This window comes from Pseudomonas sp. RIT-562, from assembly GCF_026241895.1.
In the GTDB taxonomy this organism is placed as follows: Bacteria; Pseudomonadota; Gammaproteobacteria; order Pseudomonadales; family Pseudomonadaceae; genus Aquipseudomonas; species Aquipseudomonas mandelii_F.
Genome location: NZ_JAPJIV010000004.1, coordinates 303,837 through 323,820 on the forward strand (window position 1 = coordinate 303,837; position 19,984 = coordinate 323,820).

Here is a 19,984-nt window from a genome sequence, read left to right on the forward strand (position 1 = left end):
GCGAAAGCGGTGTGTCAGGCGATGTATGTAGCTGACACGTCGCATTCGCGAGCAAGCCCGCTCCCACAAGGTTTCCACAATATTTGCGGCGGGGCGAATTGCAGAAACAAAAACGGAGCGTTCGCACGCTCCGTTTTTTATCCAAATCGCAATTACTTGCCGACTTGTTTTTCCTTGATTTCCGCCAGGGTCTTGCAGTCAACGCACATGTCGGCGGTAGGGCGGGCTTCCAGTCGCTTGACGCCAATTTCGACGCCGCAGGACTCGCACCAGCCATATTCTTCGTCTTCGATCAATTGCAGAGTCTTGTCGATCTTCTTGATCAACTTGCGCTCGCGATCACGGGCGCGCAATTCGAGGCTGAATTCTTCTTCCTGGCTGGCACGATCTGCCGGGTCGGGGAAGTTGGCCGCTTCGTCTTTCATGTGATCAACCGTACGGTCGACTTCCTGCATCAAGTCCTGTTTCCACTTGTTCAGGATCTTGGTGAAGTGAGCGCGCATGGGTTTACCCATGTACTCCTCGCCCTTTACTGCCTGGTAGGGTTCGAAGCCGCTGATCGACTGATTTTGCTGCTTTGCTTGGGTGGGCATGAAATGGACCGCCTCTACTCTTGTAATCCATTGCGCAGGATTGCTCCATCACCGACACCTGCCGGCCCTGCGGCTGCAAGCGGGCGAACTTACCAGATCAAATCGGAGCGCGCTACTCCCGGATGTCGAGGTAGTGGCTCAATGGCCTTGCAAATGTTTGCCAAGCCTTGTCTGGTGGTGCTGGAGACCTGATCAAATATTGATTTTAGTCAAACCTGGGACACACGCCTGAGTCGTTTGAGACCAGAGTTATACGGTCTGACCGCTTTATGTTCTCGCTCGTTCCTGCGCTTGGGTAGAATCAGTTTTTTCCCCCGTTGAAGGAAGGCCGATGGCTCAGTCCTACAGTGCCCGCAGCCGCGCAATCGAACCGTTCCACGTCATGGCCCTGTTAGCGCGCGCCAATGAATTGCAGGCCGCAGGCCACGACGTGATCCACCTGGAAATCGGCGAACCGGACTTCACCACAGCCGAGCCGATCATCCAGGCCGGCCAGGCCGCGCTGACCGCCGGCAAGACCCGATACACCGCCGCGCGGGGAATTCCCGAGCTGCGCGAGGCTATCTCGGGTTTTTACCAGCAGCGCTACGGTTTGAGTATCGATCCCCGGCGGATTCTGATCACTCCGGGTGGCTCCGGCGCACTGTTGCTGGCCAGCGCCTTGTTGGTGGACCCGGGCAAGCACTGGCTGCTGGCAGACCCCGGTTATCCGTGCAATCGGCATTTCCTGCGGCTGGTGGAAGGTGCGGCCCAGTTGGTACCGGTCGGCCCCGACGTGCGTTACCAATTGACTCCAGACCTGGTGGCGCGGCATTGGGACAACGACAGCGTCGGCGCGTTGGTGGCATCGCCCGCCAACCCCACCGGGACCATTCTGACTCGCGATGAACTAGCGGGCCTGTCCAGTGCGATCAAGGCGCGGCATGGCCATCTGGTGGTGGACGAGATCTACCATGGCCTGACCTACGGAACCGATGCCGCCAGCGTTCTGGAAGTGGACGACAGCGCCTTTGTCCTGAATAGTTTTTCAAAGTATTTCGGCATGACCGGCTGGCGCCTTGGCTGGCTGGTGGCGCCCGAGGCCGCCGTCGGCGATCTGGAAAAGCTCGCGCAAAATCTCTATATCAGCGCCCCAAGCATGGCTCAGCACGCGGCCCTGGCGTGTTTTGAACCGGCCACCATCAGCATTCTCGAAGAACGTCGTGCCGAATTCGGCCGCCGTCGCGATTTCCTGCTCCCGGCATTGCGCGAATTGGGTTTTGGCATCGCCGTGGAACCGGAAGGCGCCTTTTACCTGTATGCCGATATCAGCAAGTTCGGCGGTGATGCCTTCGCGTTTTGCCGGCATTTCCTCGAAACCGAGCATGTGGCGATTACTCCCGGACTCGATTTCGGTCGTTATCAGGCTGGGCATCACGTGCGCTTTGCCTACACGCAGAATCTGCCGCGCCTGCAGGAAGCGGTCGAACGAATTGCCCGCGGTCTGCGGAGCTGGCAAGGCTGATGCGCTTTCATCCTCCACTCGAAGAAGGCCGTCTGATCCGACGCTACAAGCGTTTTCTTGCCGATATCGAAACCGTGAATGGCGAGCTGCTGACCATTCACTGTCCCAATACCGGCTCGATGCTCAACTGTCAGGTCGAGGGTGGGCAGGTGTGGTTCAGTCGCTCCAATGATCCGAAGCGCAAGTTGCCCGGTACCTGGGAGATCGGCGAAACGCCTCAGGGGCGGTTGTTCTGCGTCAATACCGGGCGGGCCAATGGCCTGATCGAGGAAGCGCTGCGAGCGGGTGTGATCACCGAGTTGAACGGTTTCACTGAGCTCCGGCGTGAAGTGGCTTACGGCCAGGAAAGCAGTCGCATTGATTTTCGTCTGGACTACCCAAGCGGACCGGCTTACGTCGAAGTCAAAAGTGTCACGCTGGGTTTCGATGGTTCATCAGTGGCGGCCTTTCCCGACGCGGTCACCCAGCGCGGGGCCAAGCACTTGCGCGAATTGGCCCACCTGGCGCGGGACGGGATTCGTGCGGTGCAGTTGTACTGCGTGAATCTCACCGGCATTGACGCGGTGCGCCCGGCCCGTGAGATCGATTCGGCTTACGCCGAGGCGTTGCGTGAAGCGGTGGCCAGTGGGGTGGAAGTACTGGCGTATGGCGTGCGCCTGAGCCATGAAGAGATGCTGGTTGATCGGCGCCTTGACGTGCTGCTGCACGGCTAAACGTTTACCCATATCCCCTGATCGTCTTCCCGGCAGGGGACCGGCGTCAGTGCTTGCCCGGCGCACGGGCCGGCCACGCATTCGCCGTCTTCGATCAGGAACAGTGCGCCGTGGGTGGCGCACTGGATAAGGCTGTTGCTGGCGTCGAGAAACTGGTCTGGCTGCCATTCCAGGCCAACGCCGCGGTGCGGGCAGCGATTGAGGTAGACGTAGACCTGGCCACTGCGACGCACGGCAAACAGTTTGCGGCCTTCGATCTCGCCGCCGCGGCTGCTGCCATCAGGCAGGTCGGTGCCTGCGCAAAAAAACTTCATGACTATCCTCAAGTGCCGTCGCCGGTGACAGGATATGTCCGAGCTTGACGTTCAAATGCAAACAATTATCAAATGCCGGCTTCGCCCGCTGGAGGCCAGATGTCGAGGATACTTGGCCTGACATCTTCCTGTCCGGGAAAAACCTTAAAGGAAAGTTGTTTATGCGCCTGACTACCCGCGTTGCTGCGCTCTGTATCGGACTTCTGGTTAGCCATCAGGCCGCGGCCGAGCTGCCTCAACGCTGGGTCAGCGCGGGTGGAGCCTTGTCGGAATGGGTCAGCGCGCTGGGTGGCCAGTCGAAGCTGGTCGGGGTCGACACCACCAGCCAGCACCCGCAAGCGCTCACGGCTTTGCCGAGTATTGGCTACCAGCGCCAGCTGTCGGCTGAAGGTATTCTGAGCCTGCGCCCGCAGATTCTTGTGGGCACCGAGGAGATGGGGCCGCCACCGGTATTGTCACAGGTGCGCACTGCGGGCGTGCAGGTTGAGCTGTTCTCGGCCCAGCCCGACCTGACGGCATTGCAGGGTAATTTGCAGCACTTGGGCAAGTTGTTGGGGGCTGAGGAGCAGGCAAGTCAAGCGTACCAGTCCTACCGCGAACAACTCGATACACAACGGGTGCGGGTGACCCAGGCCCAGCTCAAGCAACAGGCGCCCGGCGTGCTGTTGCTGGTGGGGCATGCCGGTGGCAAGCCGTTGATTGCCGGCAAGGACACGGCAGCGGACTGGTTAGTGCAGCAAGCCGGTGGACACAATCTGGCAACTCATACCGGCTACAAGCCGTTTTCCGTCGAAGCGCTCGCCAGCCTCAATCCGCAGGTACTGGTGTTTGCCGATCGAGTGCTGACCGGTGAAGAAGCCCGCGCGGCACTGTTCAGGGAGAACCCGATCCTGTCCTCGACCCGTGCCGCCAAGGACGGTCGGGTCATTCAACTTGATCCGACCTTGCTGGTAGGCGGGCTGGGGCCGCGCTTGCCCGACTCACTGAAAAATCTGTCGGAAGGTTTCTACCCCGGCATTTCCGCCCAATGACTGTATTGGTCAAACCCCGAACCCTGTTCATCGGCCTGAGCCTGTTGTGTTTACTGGCGATCTGGCTGTCGTTGGCGCTCGGACCCGTCAGCCTGCCTTTGATGGATACCTTGCGCGCCGGCTTGCGCCTGGTTGGCGTGCCCATCGCGCCTGAGGGGCTGGAGCAGGCTGAATTGATCCTGGGGCAGATTCGTCTGCCGCGAACCTTGTTGGGCCTGGCGGTAGGCGGGGTGTTGGCGTTGTCCGGCGTGGCGATGCAGGGCCTGTTCCGTAACCCGCTGGCCGATCCAGGCCTGGTCGGTGTGTCCAGTGGCGCGGCGCTGGGTGCGGCTGTTGCGATCGTTGGCGGCTCAGTATTTGGCGGATTGCCGGAGTCTTTCGGACCTTACTTGTTGTCGTTGTGTGCCTTTCTCGGTGGGCTTGGGGTGACTGCGCTGGTCTATCGACTGGGTAGACGCAACGGCCAAACCAACGTCGCGACCATGCTGTTGGCGGGCATCGCCCTGACAGCGTTGGCTGGGTCGGCAGTCGGGCTCTTCACTTATCTGGCCGATGACGCCACCCTGCGTACGCTGACCTTCTGGAACCTGGGCAGCCTCAATGGCGCCAGTTACTCGCGACTTTGGCCGTTGTTATTGATCAGCACCGGTGTCGCGCTCTGGTTGCCGCGCCGGGCGCGGGCCCTGAATGCGTTGCTGCTGGGCGAGTCGGAAGCCGGACACCTGGGCATCGACGTCGAAAGGCTCAAGCGCGAACTGGTGTTCTGCACCGCGCTTGGAGTTGGCGCGGCGGTGGCGGCGGCAGGCATGATTGGCTTTGTCGGCCTGGTAGTACCGCATCTGGTGCGACTGCTGGCCGGGCCTGACCATCGGGTGCTGTTACCGGCTTCCATATTGGCCGGTGCCAGTCTGCTGTTGTTTGCCGATCTGGTGGCGCGCCTGGCCTTGGCGCCGGCCGAACTGCCGATCGGGATAGTCACCGCGTTTATCGGTGCGCCGTTCTTTCTGTTTCTACTGGTCCGGAGGCGAGTCTGATGCTGCGTACGCAGAATCTGCAGATCCGCAGGGGAGCCAAGACGGTCCTGACGGATATCACGCTCGAACTCAAGCCGGGGGAAGTGCTCGGCGTGCTGGGGCCCAACGGCGCTGGTAAAAGCACTTTGCTGGGGGCGTTATGCGGTGAGTTGAAGGCTGACCAGGGCAGCGTCTGGCTCGATGACCTCGAATTGAGTCACTGCATTGGCGCGCAGAGAGCCCAGCGCCTGGCGGTCTTGCCGCAAGTGTCGACCCTGGACTTCGCCTTTCGCGTGGAGGAAGTAGTCGGCATGGGCCGTTTGCCTTATCAAACCGGTCGACTGCGCGATGACGAAATCATCACTGCAGCCTTGCGCGCTGCCGACGCCGGTCACTTGATCGGCCGCAGCTACCTGGCGCTGTCCGGGGGCGAGCGTCAGCGGGTGCATCTGGCACGAGTACTGGCGCAGTTATGGCCGGGGGAGGCGGGGCAGACGTTGTTGCTCGATGAACCCACCTCGATGCTCGATCCGTTGCACCAGCACACTACGCTGCAAGCGGTCCGCGAATTTGCCGACCGGGGTGCGGCAGTGCTGGTGATCCTGCATGATTTGAACCTGGCAGCGCGCTATTGTGATCGCCTGTTGCTGCTTGAAGGCGGTCGACCGGTGGCGCTCGATACGCCCGAACGAGTTTTGCGCCCGGAGCCGCTAAAGGCCGTGTTCGGGCTTGAAGTCCTGGTACAACCCCATCCGGAGCGTGGACATCCGCTGATCATCGCTCGTTAAATCTGTCATAGGAGCCTAAACATGCGCGCAGTCTTGATTCTGGTGGTGCTCCTGCTGGGGGCTTGTACGCATGTCGTGGCGCCGCCACCTGCACCGCCTCCTCCTGCTCCTGTAGCCGGGGAAATCCGCGACCTGCGCACCGGCCAGGTATTGACGGCCGACCAATTGCTGACGGCACTGGCGAGGCCATCGCGACTGATCGTGGGTGAGCAGCATGACAATCGTGATCACCACGCCGTGGAGTTGTGGTTGCTGGAAGCCTTGGGCGGGCAACGACCACAAGGCAGCCTACTGCTGGAAATGCTCACCCCGGACCAGCAGCCGCACGTCGATCAGGTTCACCAGGCTGCGACACCCCCAGCGGATTTGCGCGATGCATTGGCCTGGCAGGAAGGGTGGGACTGGGCCCTCTACGGGCCGATCGTTCGATTCGCCCTGACCCAGCCCTATCCGCTGCTTGCCGCAAACCTGGACCCATTGGAAATTCGTGCGGCTTACACCCACCCTGCAACCCCAAGCGGTTCTCGGACCAACGCAGAAGCGGTGAAGACTGAACTGCTCAAGCAAGTCAGCGAGTCCCATTGCGGCCTGCTGCCTAAATCGAAGATGCCGGCCATGCTGGCTGTGCAGCAACAGCGAGATCGACGCATGGCCGAACGCCTGCTCGCCGCGCCGGAGCCTGCGCTGCTGTTTGCTGGCGCGTTCCATGCGCGCAAGGACGTGGGAGTGCCGATCCACGTCCTTGATCTGGGGGCGGAGCAGGCGCCGACAGTGCTGATGCTGGCGCAGAAGGGCAGTGAGGTTACGGCGCAGATGGCGGATTACGTCTGGTATACGCCTGTGGTGAAGGCGCCGGATTATTGCAAGGAGATGCGCAAGAAGTTAGGTGGGCGTCGTAAGAAGTAGATCGTCGGGGACTTTTCTCTGGGCAAAAAAAGACCCGGCAAGAGCCGGGTCAAATAACCGTGATTAGCCTGATGAGGAGATATCTGAGAGTCCGAACCAAGGGCTGTTCAAATATCGACCAGTCTCGCGACCAGTTGTGATAATCATAGCGATTCTCATTACCATGTCAACTGCTGATTATCCGTTTCTTTGATATCCCCCCGAAAGCCCCGTGCTCAAAGGCTTTCAGAGTTGTCGCAACGCACTGCTCAATTCTTGTGCCGAGACGAGATGGCTTCCAACTGCTTGTTCAACGCTTCCTTGCGCTCGGCAGGTATGTCATTCCAGTGCACATCCATCAGCGCGCCTTCGATGGCATACAGCAACACCTTGGACGCCCGAAACCCGCGCGTACGCACGGCCCGATAGGCGTCCACCGCTCCGAGGCGACGCAAGTCCGAGGCGCTGTGGATACCCACGGCATGCAGCCACTGCGCTGACGTCTTGCCAAGATTTTTCAGGTGCTGCAGTTCATCGTTCATCAAGCCTCCTTGCGACGGCCGAATGGAGCGTGGGCAAGCTTCTCAGGAGTGTAGCCATCAGTAGGAAAAGCGTGATTGTTTGGTCGGTTTCAGGGCAAAAGCTTCTAAGAGGGGACGTGCGGATGGGTTGCGAATGCAGTTTAGGAGGGCAACGCAAACCCATGTGGGAGCGGGCTTGCTCGCGAATGCGGCGTGTCGGGCGAAATGAATGTTGAAGGTTAAGCCGCTTTCGCGAGCAAGCCCGCTCCCACAGGAATGCGTCGTGTCAGCGAGTGCGATAGCGCAGGCGCGTGCCGAAATTCATCGACATGAGGATTTCGTCTGCGCTCAGTTCTGACGGAAAATATGCACCCGAGATCTGCGCGTGTGCCAGGCTCGCGCCTTCGAGGAAGGATTGTCGGAAGTCGATGCCGCGCAGATCGGCGGAGCGGAAGTAGGCGTCGGTGAAATCCACGCCGTCGGCATTCAGTTCGCGCAAGTCCAGGCCGCGGAAATCGCCGCCCACCATGTCGATCACGCCTTCGCTGGGGCGTTCGTTATTGAAGCCTGTGATGTCGTCCTTGTGCAGCAAGGCATAGAGCGGGGTGTCGAGGAGTTTTGGCTGGCTCATGTCACATCACCTGTTGGTTTTATGGCGCCAGTATAGTGCCACTATTGAGTCGCCGTGAGGTCGCCGAGGACCTCACGGACGAAATGCTCGTTACAAGCCTGGCAGGCGCTGGCGAATCTGCGCCACCACTGTGTCCAGCGTGCCGCTTTCGTTGGTCTGGACGCGCTTGCTGCAGAGAATTTCCGCTGGCGTCAGGGCTTCGCGATTGGCCTGTTGAGCTTCGATAACGGCCAGGTTGGCGTCGGATGGGTCGGTTTTGTCCGCCTGACGCAGGGCCAGCCAGGTCTCGATGACCGCTTGTGGTGCATTGCAATCCAGGATCAGGAAAGGTGCGCCGGTCGCTTCGGCAATTTGCGCTGCACCGTCGCGCTGCTCGCGCTTGAGGTAGGTGGCGTCGACCACGACCGGGAAGCCGGCACGCAGAATGACGGCAGCAATTTCATGCAGGCGGGCGTAGGTCGCGGCGCTGGCTTCGGCGCTGTAGATGCCGGCTTGCGGGTCATTGGCAACCGTCTGCTCACCAAACAGGCGCTTGCGCTCCACATCGGAACGCAGGCGGATGGCGCCCAGCGCTTCAACCAGGCGCATCGCCACACGACTTTTGCCCACAGCCGAAACACCATGGGTGATGGCCATGAAGCGTGAAGGAATGGTGCTGTAGCTTTCCGCCAGGTTGGCGTAGTTGCGGTACTGGCGCAGGGCGGTGGCGCGTTGCACAGGGTCGGCGGCGGCTGGCATGCTGAACAGCGTGACCTTGGCGCGAACAAGCGCGCGGTAGGCCTTGTAGAAATTCAGCAGCTCCAGGCCCTGGTAGTCGCCGGTCAGCTCCAGGTACTGGCTGATGAAGCGACGCGCCAGGCTTTTCAGGCCACGATCTTCCAGGTCCATCGCCAGGAATCCGGTGTCGGCATAAACGTCGGTGAAGCGGAACGGTTCGTTGAATTCGATGCAGTCGAAAATCACCACCTTGCCGTCGATCAGGGTGGCGTTGCCCAGGTGAATGTCACCGTGGCACTCACGGGTGAAGCCTTCGGCCTTGCGTTGCGCGAGCAATGGCTTGAGGCGTTCGAAGCTGCTTTCGGCCCAGGCTTGCAGTGCGTCCAGTTGCAGCAGGTCGGCCTTGTCACTGAGGAATGGGCGGATCTGCTCGAAGTTCTGGCTCACCGGTGCCATCACTGCGTCCGGCGTACCGGCTTCGTGCTCGGCCGGGACTTTGGGCGCCGAGAGGTGGAATTGAGCGATTTGCGCGGCCATCTCGTCGATGTGAGCGGTGGTCAATTCACCATTGGCCTGCAGGGTGCTGAGCAGGTTGCTTTGCGGGAACTGGCGCATTTTCAGCACAAACTCGATCGCCGGGCCGTCGCCACCTAGTTGCGGGGCTTCGGCGCTGCCGGTGATCGGCAACACTTCAAGATACAAATCATTGGTCAGGCGCTGGTTCAAGCGCAGTTCTTCGCCGCAAAAATGCTCACGAGCATCCAGGCTGGTGAAGTCGAGGAAGCCGAAATTCACCGGTTTCTTCACTTTATAAGCAAAAGGGCCGGTGAGCAGGACCCAGGAAATGTGGGTCTCGATGACCTGGAACCCGTCTACGGGATGCGGGTAGAGGGCCGAGTTTTGCAGGGCAGCGATCAGGGACTGGCTCACAGGCGATCCTTCAGAGTCTGGGAAAATTCACGGTCGCCATTATGGCCGCAAGTCCGCTCGACGCAAACCTCGGAGGCCTCCTGTTGAGTATGAATAAAGTGCGTATAATCCGCCGCCATGACTCGTACTCGATCCCCCCGAACTCCAAAAAAACCACCTTCCAGGGGCCTGCGCCCGTGGCTGGGCTGGGCCCTTAAACTCAGTCTGGTCGGCCTTGTGGTGCTCGCCGGCTTCGCCGTCTACCTTGATGCGATTGTCCAGGAGAAGTTCTCCGGCAAGCGCTGGACCATTCCGGCCAAGGTATACGCGCGCCCGCTCGAGCTGTTTACCGGCCAGAAACTCAGCAAGGAAGACTTCCTCACCGAACTCGACGCCCTGGGCTACCGGCGCGAGAGCGTGAGCAATGGCCCAGGCGCTGCGGCGGTCAACGGCAATACCGTCGACTTGAATACCCGAGGCTTCCAGTTCTATGAGGGCATGGAACAAGCCCAGCCCGTGCGCGTCAGGTTCTCAGGCGACTATGTGGCAGAGCTCTCGGCCACCAATGGCTCGAAACTCTCGGTGGTGCGCCTGGAGCCACTGCTGATCGGCGGGATCTATCCGAAGAATCTTGAGGACCGCATCCTGATCAAGATCGATCAGGTGCCGCCTTATCTGCTGGAAACCCTGGTTGCCGTCGAAGACCGGGATTTCTACAGCCACTGGGGTGTGTCGCCCAAGTCGATTGCACGGGCCGTCTGGGTCAACACTTCCGGGGGCAGGATGACCCAGGGCGGCAGTACGCTGACGCAACAATTGGTCAAGAACTTCTACCTGACCAGCGAACGCAGCCTGACCCGCAAGCTCACCGAAGCCATGATGGCGATGCTGCTGGAGCTGCATTACGACAAACGCGAAATTCTTGAGGCGTACCTCAATGAAGTGTTCGTCGGTCAGGATGGCCAGCGCGCGGTGCATGGTTTCGGACTGGCCAGCCAGTTCTTCTTTGCCCAGCCGTTGTCCGAGTTGAAACTGCATCAGGTGGCCTTGCTGGTGGGCATGGTCAAGGGGCCGTCCTACTACAACCCGCGACGTAACCCCGAGCGGGCGCTGGAGCGCCGCAATCTGGTGCTGGACGTTCTTCAGGAGCAGGGCGTCGCCACTGCCGAGCAGGTAGCCGCCGCGAAGAAATTGCCACTGGGTGTGACTACCCGCGGCAAACTCGCCGACAGCTCGTTCCCTGGTTTCCTCGACTTGGTCAAACGTCAACTGCGCCAGGATTATCGCGACGAGGATTTGACCGAAGAAGGCCTGCGGATTTTCACCAGCTTTGATCCAATCCTGCAGATGAAAGCCGAAGCGTCGGTGAATGACACGTTCAAACGCCTGTCCGGGCGCAAAGGCTCCGATGAGGTCGAAGCGGCGATGGTCGTGACCAATCCGGAAACCGGCGAAGTTCAGGCCATGATCGGCAGTCGCCAGGCCAGTTTTGCCGGTTTCAACCGCGCGCTGGATGCGGTTCGCCCGATCGGCTCGCTGATCAAGCCGGCTGTCTATCTGACCGCCCTGGAAAAACCGAGCCAGTACACCCTCACCAGTTGGCTGTCGGATGACTCCTTCTCGGTGAAGGGCGCAGACGGCCAGGTCTGGAAACCGCAGAACTATGACCGCCGCTCCCATGGCACGGTGTTCCTGTACCAGGGCTTGGCGCATTCCTACAACCTGTCGACCGCGCGTCTCGGGTTGGCGGTAGGTGTGCCGAACGTGCTGAAGACGCTTGCTCGCCTGGGCGTGACCCGAGAGTTTCCGGCATTCCCGTCGATGCTGCTGGGTGCCGGTGGCTTGACCCCGATCGAAGTGGCGACCATGTACCAGACGCTCGCCAACGGTGGATTTAATACGCCGATGCGCGGCATTCGCAGCGTGTTGACCGCCGAGGGCGAGCCGCTCAAGCGTTATCCGTTCCAGATCGAGCAGCGTTTCGACCCGGCCTCCATTTATCTGATCCAGAGCGCCATGCAGCGGGTCATGCGTGAAGGTACCGGCAGTTCGGTTTATAACGTGTTGCCGAAGACCCTGACCTTGGCCGGCAAGACCGGTACCAGTAACGACTCGCGCGACAGCTGGTTCGCCGGTTTCAGCCAGGACTTGCTGGCCGTGGTGTGGCTGGGTCGCGACGACAACGGCAAGACGCCGTTCACCGGCGCCACCGGTGCGCTGCAGGTCTGGTCAAGTTTCATGCGCAAGGCCGACCCGCTGCCGCTGGACATGCCGCAGCCGGACAACATTGTTCAGGCCTGGGTCGATTCACGCACGGGACAGGGTTCCGACGCGGGTTGCCCGGGTGCCGTGCAGATGCCGTATATTCGCGGCAGCGAACCGCCTCCCGGCGCCGCTTGCGGTGGCGAAAGCCCTGCTTCTGGCGAAACGGTGATGGATTGGGTCAAGGGCTGGATGAATTAAGCAAAGAGGGTTTCAAGTGAACAAGTGGTTGATTCCAGCGGTTACCGCCGTAGCTTTGCTCAGCGGTTGCTCCACTGTGCAGCGTGGTTCCATACCGGTAGTGGACTCCGGCAGCGCCGTTTCGAACAGCGAGCGTGTGCAGGCCAATGGCGGCTTCCGTCAGACGACGGTCAAGCGTCCGGTTCAAGCCCAGGCCCAGGCAATTCCGCAAGGTGATACTGGCGTGGTAGTCATGGTGCCAGGCGGCGGTGCGGTAGCGTCGGCGCCAATCAGCACTTCGCCGATCACTCCGGGCCCGATTACCCCAGGTCCGATCGATACAGCGCCAGTGCAGTCGGCGCCGATCAACCAGGGCAGCTACAGCATGCCATCGACGCCGAGCGGTATTCCCTCGGCCAGTACCGGTGGTGGCTTGTCGGCCGATGAGCAACTGGACGGTCCGGTGTTGGCCCTGTTGACCACTGCCCAGCAGCAGCAGGCGGGCGGCGACCTGAATGGCGCGTCGTCGAGTCTCGAACGTGCCCAGCGGGTTGCTCCGCGCGAGCCACAAGTGCTTTATCGCCTGGCTCAGGTGCGTATGGCCCAGGGTGACGCGGCCCAGGCCGAGCAGTTCGCTCGTCGTGGCCTGACCATGGCCAATGGGCGTCCGGACTTGCAGGCCAGCTTGTGGAACCTGATCGCCCAGGCGCGCGACAAGCAGGGTGATTCTGCCGGCGCCGCGTTGGCCCGTCAGAAGGCCAAGGTAACGCTGTGATGGACGCACGCTTTCCCAGGATCGCCGAGCAACTGTTGTTGATCGAGCGCGAGCTGCGAGTGCAGGGGTGGTGGGATGAAGTCTCGCCCTCCGCCGAGGCGCTTTCCAGTGTCGAACCGTTCTCGGTCGATACGCTGGATTTCGAGCAGTGGCTGCAATGGATTTTCCTGCCGCGGATGAAAATGATCCTCGAGCAGGATCTGCCATTGCCCAATGCCTCGGGGATTCAGGAAATGGCCGAAATGGTTTTCGCCGCACGCAATGTGCAGGGCAAGGACCGGCAGTTGCAGGTGCTGCTCAAGGAGTTTGACCTGCTGATCACGGCGGCGCGCTGAACCGCCGCATTTGTCGTTACTGGCAATTGTCCCCAATCTGCTTCTGTGTTTCGGTGATGCGCTCCTGACGTTGCTGCTCGGTCAGGCGGCGCATCTCACCCTCTACATCCTCCCGTATCCTTGGATTGTTCTGCAGCTGGGCAAGGTTGGTCCGCGCCTGTTGGCAGAACACCTGCAACTGCGCTTGCTGCTCGGCAACCTGTGCCTTCACCGATTTGTCGATCGCCTGCTGATCGCCTATGACATTGCTGCGGGGCGGCGGTGCCGGTCTGGCGGGCGGCGGTGATGGCGTGAGCACCGTCGTCGCCTCCTGACCCTGAGGCGGCTGGGCGTCGAAGTGAGTCACACCCTGGGCATCCACCCACTTGTAGATTTGCCCTGCCATACACCAGGGGCTGACCAGCAGACCGACTATCAATAAAGTTCGCATGCCATTTCCTTGCCATAGTTGCGCAATTGAAGCTAACACAGTTGCGGTTTAGCGGTTTTTTCTTGCTTTCTCATGCGCTTACTTCAATAAAGCACATAGACGGCTTGACTTGCAGAGGACGAAACAGAAGAATCCAAAGTCCGCTGTAGAGGGACTGCCAGAAGCAGGCCCGCTCAGCAGATCATGAGGCGCACACCCGCGCCGACCTGTTACACCCGCAACGCGTTACCTCGCGCTGGGTGGGAGAGCCCCGCAACACTTGGGACGATCCCAATACTTGCTCAGTCAGTGCTGACGTAGTCGGCGACCACCGTCGCTCATGCTCTGCTGAGAAGTAAACCTATTAAGACCCGTCCTCTTGTATGTGGGCGGTATTCTGGCGTTTTAGAGGTGAACAACGTGGAGCTTTTATCTGGCGGTGAGATGCTCGTCCGCTTTTTGCGTGACGAAGGCGTCAAGTACATCTACGGGTACCCGGGCGGTGCTCTTCTTCATGTCTACGATGCCCTGTTCAAAGAGCCGGAAGTGACCCACATCCTGGTTCGTCACGAGCAGGCTGCGACCCATATGGCTGACGGCTACGCCCGTGCCACCGGCAAAGCCGGCGTGGTACTGGTGACCTCCGGGCCGGGCGCAACCAACGCCATTACCGGTATTGCCACGGCCTACATGGACTCCATTCCGATGGTGGTCATTTCCGGCCAGGTGCCTAGCACCATGGTGGGCACCGACGCGTTCCAGGAAACCGACATGATCGGTATCTCCCGGCCGATCGTGAAGCACAGCTTCATGATCAAGCACGCGTCGGAAATTCCGGAAGTGATGAAGAAAGCGTTCTACCTGGCGCAATCCGGTCGTCCTGGTCCGGTCGTTGTCGATATTCCGAAAGACATGACCAACCCGGCCGAGAAGTTTGAATACATCTTCCCGAAGAAAGCCAAGCTGCGTTCCTACAGCCCGGCCGTCCGCGGTCACTCCGGGCAAATCCGCAAGGCAGCTGAAATGCTCCTGGCGGCCAAGCGTCCGGTGATGTACGCCGGCGGTGGCGTGATCCTCGGTGGTGGCTCCGCGCCGCTGACCGAGCTGGCGAAAATGCTCAACCTGCCAGTAACCAATACCCTGATGGGCCTGGGTGCCTACCCTGGCACCGACCGTCAGTTCATCGGCATGCTCGGTATGCACGGCAGCTACACCGCCAACCTGGCGATGCACCACGCCGATGTAATCCTGGCAGTGGGTGCGCGTTTCGATGACCGCGTGATCAACGGCCCGGCGAAGTTCTGCCCGAACGCCAAGATCATCCACATCGACATCGACCCGGCTTCGATCTCCAAGACCATCAAGGCCGACGTGCCTATCGTTGGTCCGGTGGAAAGCGTCCTGACCGAAATGGTCGCGATCCTCAAGGAAATCGGCGAGACCCCGAACAAGGACTCCGTTGCCAGCTGGTGGAAGCAGGTTGATGAGTGGCGCGGTGATCGTGGCCTGTTCCCTTACGACAAGGGCGATGGCAGCATGATCAAGCCGCAGACCGTGGTCGAAACCCTGTGCGAAGTCACCAAGGGCGATGCCTTTGTTGCCTCGGACGTGGGCCAGCACCAGATGTTTGCTGCGCAGTACTACACGTTCAACAAGCCGAACCGCTGGATCAACTCCGGTGGCCTGGGCACCATGGGCTTCGGTTTTCCGGCGGCCATGGGCATCAAGTTGAGCTTCCCGGATGCCGACGTCGTCTGCGTTACCGGCGAAGGCAGCATCCAGATGAACATCCAGGAACTCTCCACCTGCCTGCAATACGGCCTGCCGGTGAAGATCGTCATCCTCAACAACGGTGTTCTGGGTATGGTTCGCCAGTGGCAGGACATGAGTTACGGCAGCCGTCACTCACACTCCTACATGGAATCGTTGCCTGACTTCGTCAAGCTGGCCGAGGCCTACGGTCACGTCGGCGTGCGCATCACCGAATCGAAAGATTTGAAGTCGAAGATGGAAGAGGCGTTCGCCATGAAGGATCGCCTGGTGATCATCGATGTTTCGGTCGACACCAGCGAGCACGTCTACCCGATGCAGATCAAAGACGGCTCCATGCGCGATATGTGGCTGAGCAAGACGGAGCGTACTTAATCATGCGACACATTATTTCCTTGCTTCTGGAAAACGAACCTGGCGCTCTGTCTCGTGTAGTCGGCCTGTTCTCGCAGCGCAACTACAACATCGAAAGCCTGACCGTGGCCCCGACCGAAGACCCGACCCTGTCGCGTCTGACGCTGACCACCGTTGGCCACGATGAAGTCATCGAACAGATCACCAAGAACCTGAACAAATTGATCGAAGTGGTAAAGCTGGTCGACCTGTCGGAGAGTGCTCACATCGAGCGCGAGCTGATGCTGGTCAAGGTCAAGGCCACTGGCGCCCAGCGCGCCGAGATCAAGCGCACCACCGATATTTACCGTGGACAGATCGTCGACGTCAGCGCCAGCGTGTATACCGTTCAGTTGACCGGTACCAGCGACAAGCTCGACAGCTTCATTCAGTCCATCGGCACCGCATCGATCCTGGAAACCGTGCGTAGCGGTGTAACCGGCATTGCTCGCGGCGACAAAGTACTCAGCATCTAAACCAAATTAGTGAATGGCCTGAACGGCCTGGATATATAGGGGAATTTCATGAAAGTTTATTACGAAAAAGACTGCGACCTGTCCATCATCCAGGGCAAGAAAGTTGCCATCATCGGTTACGGTTCCCAGGGTCACGCTCAAGCGTGCAACCTGAAAGATTCCGGCGTTGACGTGACTGTTGGTCTGCGTAAAGGCTCGGCTACTGTTGCCAAGGCTGAAGCTCACGGCCTGAAAGTGACCGACGTTGCTTCCGCCGTTGCCGCTGCCGACCTGGTCATGATCCTGACCCCGGACGAGTTCCAGTCTGCCCTGTACAAGAACGAAATCGAGCCGAACATCAAGAAAGGCGCCACCCTGGCCTTCTCCCACGGCTTCGCGATCCACTACAACCAGGTAGTTCCGCGCGCTGACCTCGACGTGATCATGATCGCGCCGAAAGCACCAGGCCACACCGTTCGCTCCGAGTTCGTCAAAGGCGGCGGTATCCCTGACCTGATCGCTATCTACCAGGATGCTTCGGGCAACGCCAAAAACGTTGCACTGTCCTACGCCGCTGGCGTTGGTGGCGGTCGTACCGGCATCATCGAAACCACCTTCAAGGACGAGACCGAAACCGACCTGTTCGGCGAACAAGCCGTTCTGTGTGGCGGTACCGTTGAGCTGGTTAAAGCCGGTTTCGAAACTCTGGTTGAAGCTGGCTACGCGCCGGAAATGGCCTACTTCGAATGCCTGCACGAACTGAAGCTGATCGTTGACCTCATGTACGAAGGCGGTATCGCCAACATGAACTACTCGATCTCCAACAACGCCGAATACGGCGAGTACGTGACCGGTCCGGAAGTGATCAACGCCGAATCCCGTCAGGCCATGCGCAACGCCCTGAAACGCATTCAGGACGGCGAATACGCCAAGATGTTCATCAGCGAAGGCGCTACCGGCTATCCTTCGATGACCGCCAAGCGTCGTAACAACGCCGCTCACGGCATCGAAATCATCGGCGAGCAACTGCGCTCCATGATGCCGTGGATCGGTGCCAACAAGATCGTCGACAAAGCCAAGAACTAAGTCGCGCACTTGTACGGAAAACGCGGCCTAGGCCGCGTTTTTTCGTTTGGGCGGCTGGTTCTGGTATAAAGCTGCATCGTTTGCGGGCGAACCGTCGTCCCAGACGCCTGTCGAAACTTTTCCACCCTGTTGCAAGGTAATGTCCATGAGCGAACGTCCCGAAGAGCCAAACCAGGCTTCTGACGCCGAAAGCCTGCTGCCCATCGATGAACATATCGAGGAAGGGCATGACGCTGAAGGTCGTAAAGTCCGGCATCGTGGTATCTATCTTCTGCCGAATCTTTTCACCACCGCGAATCTGTTCGCGGGGTTCTATTCCATCATCAACTCGATGAGCGCCCAGGCGGCAGCGAGTGCCGGCGACTCGGTCGGCGCGAGCAAGTACTTCGCCTTTGCCGCCATCGCGATCTTTGTCGCCATGGTGCTCGACGGTCTCGATGGCCGCGTGGCTCGCATGACCAATACCCAAAGTGCCTTCGGTGCTGAATACGACTCGCTGTCGGACATGGTCGCATTCGGGGTTGCCCCGGCACTGCTGGCGTTTGGCTGGGCCCTGGGTGACATGGGCAAGGTCGGCTGGATGGTTGCCTTCATCTATGTGGCAGGAGCGGCGCTGCGTCTGGCGCGCTTCAACACCCAGGTCGGCACAGCAGACAAGCGCTACTTCATCGGGCTGGCCAGCCCGGCAGCGGCGGGTGTGGTCGCCGGCATCGTGTGGGCATTCAGCGACTACGGCATCCAGGGTTCCAGGATGTCTTTCCTGGTGGCGCTGATGGTTGCTGCCGCTGGCATGTTGATGGTCAGCAACATCAAGTACAACAGCTTCAAGGAGCTGGACTTGAAGGGACGCGTGCCATTTGTGGCAATCCTCGCCGTGGTGCTGGTGTTCGCGGTAGTGTTCAGTGATCCGCCGCGCATCCTGCTGCTGGTGTTCCTTGCTTACGCAGCCTCTGGTCCGGTGCAATATCTGTTACGACTTCGCCGGAACAAAAACGCCTGACATCCCTCATACTCCGCAGTCTAATTTGGTGCATCTGTTCTCCAAAACTGCGGAGTAGCCATGCTGATCAAAATCCCCCGGGCGTCTGACTGCCTCGAGTCGGACGTCACGCCTGAATCCCTGTATTTGTCTCGACGTAACGTCCTGGGCGCTGCCGTTGCCGGTTTGGCAGTCGGCGTCCTTCCGCGTTGGTCGAGCGCCGAAGAGGCGTCCCGCTACGCCGATGTCGAGCCGGGCAAGGCGCCTTCCTGGTTCTCCGAGAAGCTTCCCGACACTCGCTGGGGCGCGGTTACCGTAAAGGATGAGGCGATCACGCCCTTCAAGGATGCGACCCACTACAACAACTTCTATGAGTTCGGCACCGAGAAAGGCGACCCTGCGGCGAACGCTGGCGCGCTGAAGACCGAACCCTGGAGCGTCGTCATAGACGGGGAGGTGGGTAAGCCGGGGCGGTATGCGCTGGAAGACTTCATGAAACCTTATCAGCTGGAAGAGCGTATCTACCGGCTGCGTTGCGTGGAAGCCTGGTCGATGGTCATTCCCTGGCTTGGTTTCCCCTTGTCGGCATTGCTCAAGCAGGTGGAGCCGACTTCCAGCGCCAAATACATCCGCTTCGAAACCTTGCAGGACCCCAAGACCATGCCCGGCCAGCGTTCCGGGTTCGCCTTGATTGACTGGCCGTATGTCGAGGGCCTGCGCCTGGATGAAGCGATGAATCCGCTGGCGATTCTTGCGGTCGGCATGTATGGGCGCGAATTGCCCAACCAGAACGGTGCACCGCTGCGTTTGGTGGTGCCTTGGAAGTATGGCTTTAAAAGCATCAAGTCGATCGTGCGCATCAGCCTGGTCAGCGAGCAGCCCAAGACGACCTGGCAGAGCCTTGCTGCAGATGAGTATGGTTTTTATGCCAACGTGAACCCGACGGTCGATCACCCACGCTGGACCCAGGCCCGTGAGCGGCGTTTGCCCAGTGGCCTGTTTAAACCGAATGTGCGGGACACCCAGATGTTCAACGGCTATTCGGAAGAAGTCGCCTCTCTATATACAGGGCTCGATCTGCGGAAGAACTACTGATGCGGTTTGCCGTCTGGCGTATCGGCGTTTTCATTGCCGCCGCAGTGTGGCCGTTACTTTGGCTGTACCAGGCCTGGGTCGATGCGCTGGGGCCTGATCCCGGCAAGGTGCTGGTTGATCGCTTGGGGTTGGGTACGCTGATCCTGCTGCTGGTCACTCTGGCCATGACGCCACTGCAGAAACTGAGCGGTTGGGCGGGGTGGATCGCGGTGCGTCGCCAGCTCGGGTTGTGGTGCTTCGCCTACGTGGTCCTGCATTTATGTGGATACATGGCATTTATCCTGGGGTTTGACTGGTCCCAGTTGGGTGTCGAGTTGCGCAAGCGGCCATACATCATTGTGGGAGCCTTGGGTTTTCTGTGCCTGCTCGCATTGGCCGTGACCTCCAACCGCTACAGTCAGCGCCGATTAGGCTCTCGCTGGAAGAAGCTGCATCGGCTGGCCTATGCCGTACTGGGGCTTGGTTTGCTGCATATGTTGTGGATTGTGCGGGCTGATCTTGAGGAGTGGGCTATCTATGCATTGATAGGTCTGCTGCTATTGGTGTTGCGATTGCCTCCGGTATCCAGGCGAATCCCGCGTTTAGGGGCTAAAAAGGGCACTTCTGCAAAGAAGGCGTAATTAGCC

21 protein-coding genes are annotated in these 19,984 nt (G+C 59.9%); 15 read left to right on the forward strand and 6 right to left on the reverse strand.

Features of this window, described 5'->3' with window-relative positions; translation table 11 throughout:
• Positions 1-152: 152 nt before the first annotated feature.
• Positions 153-593 carry an RNA polymerase-binding protein DksA gene (gene dksA, locus ORL50_RS08400; protein WP_045059401.1) on the reverse strand — a complete coding sequence of 147 codons (441 nt, stop codon included), beginning with the start codon at positions 591-593 and terminating at the stop codon, positions 153-155.
• A 331-nt stretch (positions 594-924) separates the two neighbouring features.
• Between dksA and ORL50_RS08405 the strand changes: the two genes are divergently transcribed.
• Together ORL50_RS08405 and sfsA are read left to right on the forward strand one after the other, a co-directional pair.
• Positions 925-2,097: a pyridoxal phosphate-dependent aminotransferase gene (locus tag ORL50_RS08405; RefSeq protein ID WP_266012431.1), complete on the forward strand. Its 1,173-nt coding sequence runs from the start codon at positions 925-927 to the stop codon at positions 2,095-2,097.
• Positions 2,097-2,810 carry a DNA/RNA nuclease SfsA gene (gene sfsA / locus ORL50_RS08410; RefSeq protein ID WP_266012434.1) on the forward strand — a complete coding sequence of 238 codons (714 nt, stop codon included), beginning with the start codon at positions 2,097-2,099 and terminating at the stop codon, positions 2,808-2,810. The genes ORL50_RS08405 and sfsA overlap by 1 nt, the downstream gene beginning before the upstream one ends.
• Here the strand turns inward: sfsA and ORL50_RS08415 are convergent.
• Positions 2,807-3,124 (reverse strand): Rieske (2Fe-2S) protein, encoded by a 318-nt coding sequence (locus ORL50_RS08415; protein ID WP_266012437.1) that lies wholly within the window; start codon positions 3,122-3,124, stop codon positions 2,807-2,809. The genes sfsA and ORL50_RS08415 overlap by 4 nt on opposite strands.
• A gap of 161 nt (positions 3,125-3,285) precedes the next feature.
• On the opposite strand from ORL50_RS08415, the gene ORL50_RS08420 reads away from it, so the two are divergent.
• Genes ORL50_RS08420 through ORL50_RS08435 form a run of 4 tightly spaced genes read left to right on the forward strand, consistent with a single transcriptional unit; the run spans position 3,286 to position 6,862 of the window.
• Positions 3,286-4,155, forward strand: coding sequence for a heme/hemin ABC transporter substrate-binding protein (locus ORL50_RS08420; RefSeq protein ID WP_266012440.1), 870 nt, complete (start codon positions 3,286-3,288; stop codon positions 4,153-4,155).
• Positions 4,152-5,189, forward strand: a complete 1,038-nt coding sequence (locus tag ORL50_RS08425) for a FecCD family ABC transporter permease (protein ID WP_266012443.1) — start codon at positions 4,152-4,154, stop codon at positions 5,187-5,189. The genes ORL50_RS08420 and ORL50_RS08425 overlap by 4 nt, the downstream gene beginning before the upstream one ends.
• Positions 5,189-5,956, forward strand: a complete 768-nt coding sequence (locus tag ORL50_RS08430) for a heme ABC transporter ATP-binding protein (protein WP_266012446.1) — start codon at positions 5,189-5,191, stop codon at positions 5,954-5,956. The genes ORL50_RS08425 and ORL50_RS08430 overlap by 1 nt, the downstream gene beginning before the upstream one ends.
• Positions 5,957-5,977: 21 nt before the next feature.
• Positions 5,978-6,862, forward strand: a complete 885-nt coding sequence (locus ORL50_RS08435; protein WP_266012449.1) for a ChaN family lipoprotein — start codon at positions 5,978-5,980, stop codon at positions 6,860-6,862.
• 248 nt (positions 6,863-7,110) lie between these two features.
• Here the strand turns inward: ORL50_RS08435 and ORL50_RS08440 are convergent, their stop codons facing one another.
• The 3 genes from ORL50_RS08440 to ORL50_RS08450 form a co-directional block, all read right to left on the reverse strand.
• Positions 7,111-7,383, reverse strand: coding sequence for a TfoX/Sxy family protein (locus ORL50_RS08440; RefSeq protein ID WP_007971093.1), 273 nt, complete (start codon positions 7,381-7,383; stop codon positions 7,111-7,113).
• 265 nt (positions 7,384-7,648) lie between these two features.
• Positions 7,649-7,993 carry a pentapeptide repeat-containing protein gene (locus ORL50_RS08445; RefSeq protein WP_266012465.1) on the reverse strand — a complete coding sequence of 115 codons (345 nt, stop codon included), beginning with the start codon at positions 7,991-7,993 and terminating at the stop codon, positions 7,649-7,651.
• 90 nt (positions 7,994-8,083) lie between these two features.
• Complete coding sequence (locus tag ORL50_RS08450; RefSeq protein ID WP_266012468.1) at positions 8,084-9,640, reverse strand: bifunctional aminoglycoside phosphotransferase/ATP-binding protein; 1,557 nt, start codon at positions 9,638-9,640, stop codon at positions 8,084-8,086.
• Positions 9,641-9,757: 117 nt separating this feature from the next.
• Here ORL50_RS08450 and mrcB point away from each other — a divergent pair, with 117 nt between their 5' ends.
• From mrcB to ORL50_RS08465, 3 genes are read left to right on the forward strand one after another with little or no spacing between them, the layout of a single operon-like run.
• The gene (gene mrcB, locus ORL50_RS08455; protein WP_266012471.1) at positions 9,758-12,082 is read left to right on the forward strand and encodes a penicillin-binding protein 1B; all 2,325 of its coding nucleotides are present in this window, start codon (positions 9,758-9,760) and stop codon (positions 12,080-12,082) included.
• Positions 12,083-12,098: 16 nt separating this feature from the next.
• Complete coding sequence (locus tag ORL50_RS08460; RefSeq protein WP_266012474.1) at positions 12,099-12,836, forward strand: tetratricopeptide repeat protein; 738 nt, start codon at positions 12,099-12,101, stop codon at positions 12,834-12,836.
• Positions 12,836-13,171 (forward strand): YqcC family protein, encoded by a 336-nt coding sequence (locus ORL50_RS08465; protein ID WP_266012477.1) that lies wholly within the window; start codon positions 12,836-12,838, stop codon positions 13,169-13,171. Before ORL50_RS08460 ends, ORL50_RS08465 begins: the two co-directional genes overlap by 1 nt.
• 16 nt (positions 13,172-13,187) lie before the next feature.
• Here ORL50_RS08465 and ORL50_RS08470 read toward each other — a convergent pair whose 3' ends face one another.
• Positions 13,188-13,601, reverse strand: a complete 414-nt coding sequence (locus ORL50_RS08470; RefSeq protein WP_266012479.1) for a DUF4124 domain-containing protein — start codon at positions 13,599-13,601, stop codon at positions 13,188-13,190.
• Positions 13,602-14,000: 399 nt separating this feature from the next.
• On the opposite strand from ORL50_RS08470, the gene ORL50_RS08475 reads away from it, so the two are divergent.
• From ORL50_RS08475 to msrQ, 6 genes are all read left to right on the forward strand, one after another.
• Complete coding sequence (locus ORL50_RS08475) at positions 14,001-15,725, forward strand: acetolactate synthase 3 large subunit (protein ID WP_266012482.1); 1,725 nt, start codon at positions 14,001-14,003, stop codon at positions 15,723-15,725.
• 2 nt (positions 15,726-15,727) lie between these two features.
• Positions 15,728-16,219 carry an acetolactate synthase small subunit gene (gene ilvN, locus ORL50_RS08480; protein WP_003176102.1) on the forward strand — a complete coding sequence of 164 codons (492 nt, stop codon included), beginning with the start codon at positions 15,728-15,730 and terminating at the stop codon, positions 16,217-16,219.
• 48 nt (positions 16,220-16,267) lie between these two features.
• On the forward strand, positions 16,268-17,284 hold the full coding sequence (gene ilvC, locus ORL50_RS08485) for a ketol-acid reductoisomerase (protein ID WP_007948647.1): 1,017 nt from the start codon (positions 16,268-16,270) through the stop codon (positions 17,282-17,284).
• Positions 17,285-17,429: 145 nt separating this feature from the next.
• A complete protein-coding gene (gene pssA / locus ORL50_RS08490; RefSeq protein ID WP_045059415.1) occupies positions 17,430-18,284 on the forward strand; it encodes a CDP-diacylglycerol--serine O-phosphatidyltransferase in 855 nt (284 codons plus the stop codon).
• Positions 18,285-18,344: 60 nt separating this feature from the next.
• On the forward strand, positions 18,345-19,358 hold the full coding sequence (gene msrP / locus ORL50_RS08495) for a protein-methionine-sulfoxide reductase catalytic subunit MsrP (RefSeq protein ID WP_266012525.1): 1,014 nt from the start codon (positions 18,345-18,347) through the stop codon (positions 19,356-19,358).
• Positions 19,358-19,978 (forward strand): protein-methionine-sulfoxide reductase heme-binding subunit MsrQ, encoded by a 621-nt coding sequence (msrQ, locus tag ORL50_RS08500; protein ID WP_266012528.1) that lies wholly within the window; start codon positions 19,358-19,360, stop codon positions 19,976-19,978. The genes msrP and msrQ overlap by 1 nt, the downstream gene beginning before the upstream one ends.
• The last annotated feature ends 6 nt before the right edge of the window (positions 19,979-19,984 follow it).

Bases quoted from the DNA above. Each gene is read 5' to 3' on its own strand.
- dksA (WP_045059401.1), bottom strand. From the start codon at position 593: ATGCCCACCCAAGCAAAGCAGCAAAATCAGTCGATCAGCGGCTTCGAA.
- ORL50_RS08405 (WP_266012431.1), top strand. From the start codon at position 925: ATGGCTCAGTCCTACAGTGCCCGCAGCCGCGCAATCGAACCGTTCCAC.
- sfsA (WP_266012434.1), top strand. From the start codon at position 2,097: ATGCGCTTTCATCCTCCACTCGAAGAAGGCCGTCTGATCCGACGCTAC.
- ORL50_RS08415 (WP_266012437.1), bottom strand. From the start codon at position 3,124: ATGAAGTTTTTTTGCGCAGGCACCGACCTGCCTGATGGCAGCAGCCGC.
- ORL50_RS08420 (WP_266012440.1), top strand. From the start codon at position 3,286: ATGCGCCTGACTACCCGCGTTGCTGCGCTCTGTATCGGACTTCTGGTT.
- ORL50_RS08425 (WP_266012443.1), top strand. From the start codon at position 4,152: ATGACTGTATTGGTCAAACCCCGAACCCTGTTCATCGGCCTGAGCCTG.
- ORL50_RS08430 (WP_266012446.1), top strand. From the start codon at position 5,189: ATGCTGCGTACGCAGAATCTGCAGATCCGCAGGGGAGCCAAGACGGTC.
- ORL50_RS08435 (WP_266012449.1), top strand. From the start codon at position 5,978: ATGCGCGCAGTCTTGATTCTGGTGGTGCTCCTGCTGGGGGCTTGTACG.
- ORL50_RS08440 (WP_007971093.1), bottom strand. From the start codon at position 7,383: ATGAACGATGAACTGCAGCACCTGAAAAATCTTGGCAAGACGTCAGCG.
- ORL50_RS08445 (WP_266012465.1), bottom strand. From the start codon at position 7,993: ATGAGCCAGCCAAAACTCCTCGACACCCCGCTCTATGCCTTGCTGCAC.
- mrcB (WP_266012471.1), top strand. From the start codon at position 9,758: ATGACTCGTACTCGATCCCCCCGAACTCCAAAAAAACCACCTTCCAGG.
- ORL50_RS08465 (WP_266012477.1), top strand. From the start codon at position 12,836: ATGGACGCACGCTTTCCCAGGATCGCCGAGCAACTGTTGTTGATCGAG.
- ORL50_RS08470 (WP_266012479.1), bottom strand. From the start codon at position 13,601: ATGCGAACTTTATTGATAGTCGGTCTGCTGGTCAGCCCCTGGTGTATG.
- ilvN (WP_003176102.1), top strand. From the start codon at position 15,728: ATGCGACACATTATTTCCTTGCTTCTGGAAAACGAACCTGGCGCTCTG.
- ilvC (WP_007948647.1), top strand. From the start codon at position 16,268: ATGAAAGTTTATTACGAAAAAGACTGCGACCTGTCCATCATCCAGGGC.
- pssA (WP_045059415.1), top strand. From the start codon at position 17,430: ATGAGCGAACGTCCCGAAGAGCCAAACCAGGCTTCTGACGCCGAAAGC.
- msrP (WP_266012525.1), top strand. From the start codon at position 18,345: ATGCTGATCAAAATCCCCCGGGCGTCTGACTGCCTCGAGTCGGACGTC.
- msrQ (WP_266012528.1), top strand. From the start codon at position 19,358: ATGCGGTTTGCCGTCTGGCGTATCGGCGTTTTCATTGCCGCCGCAGTG.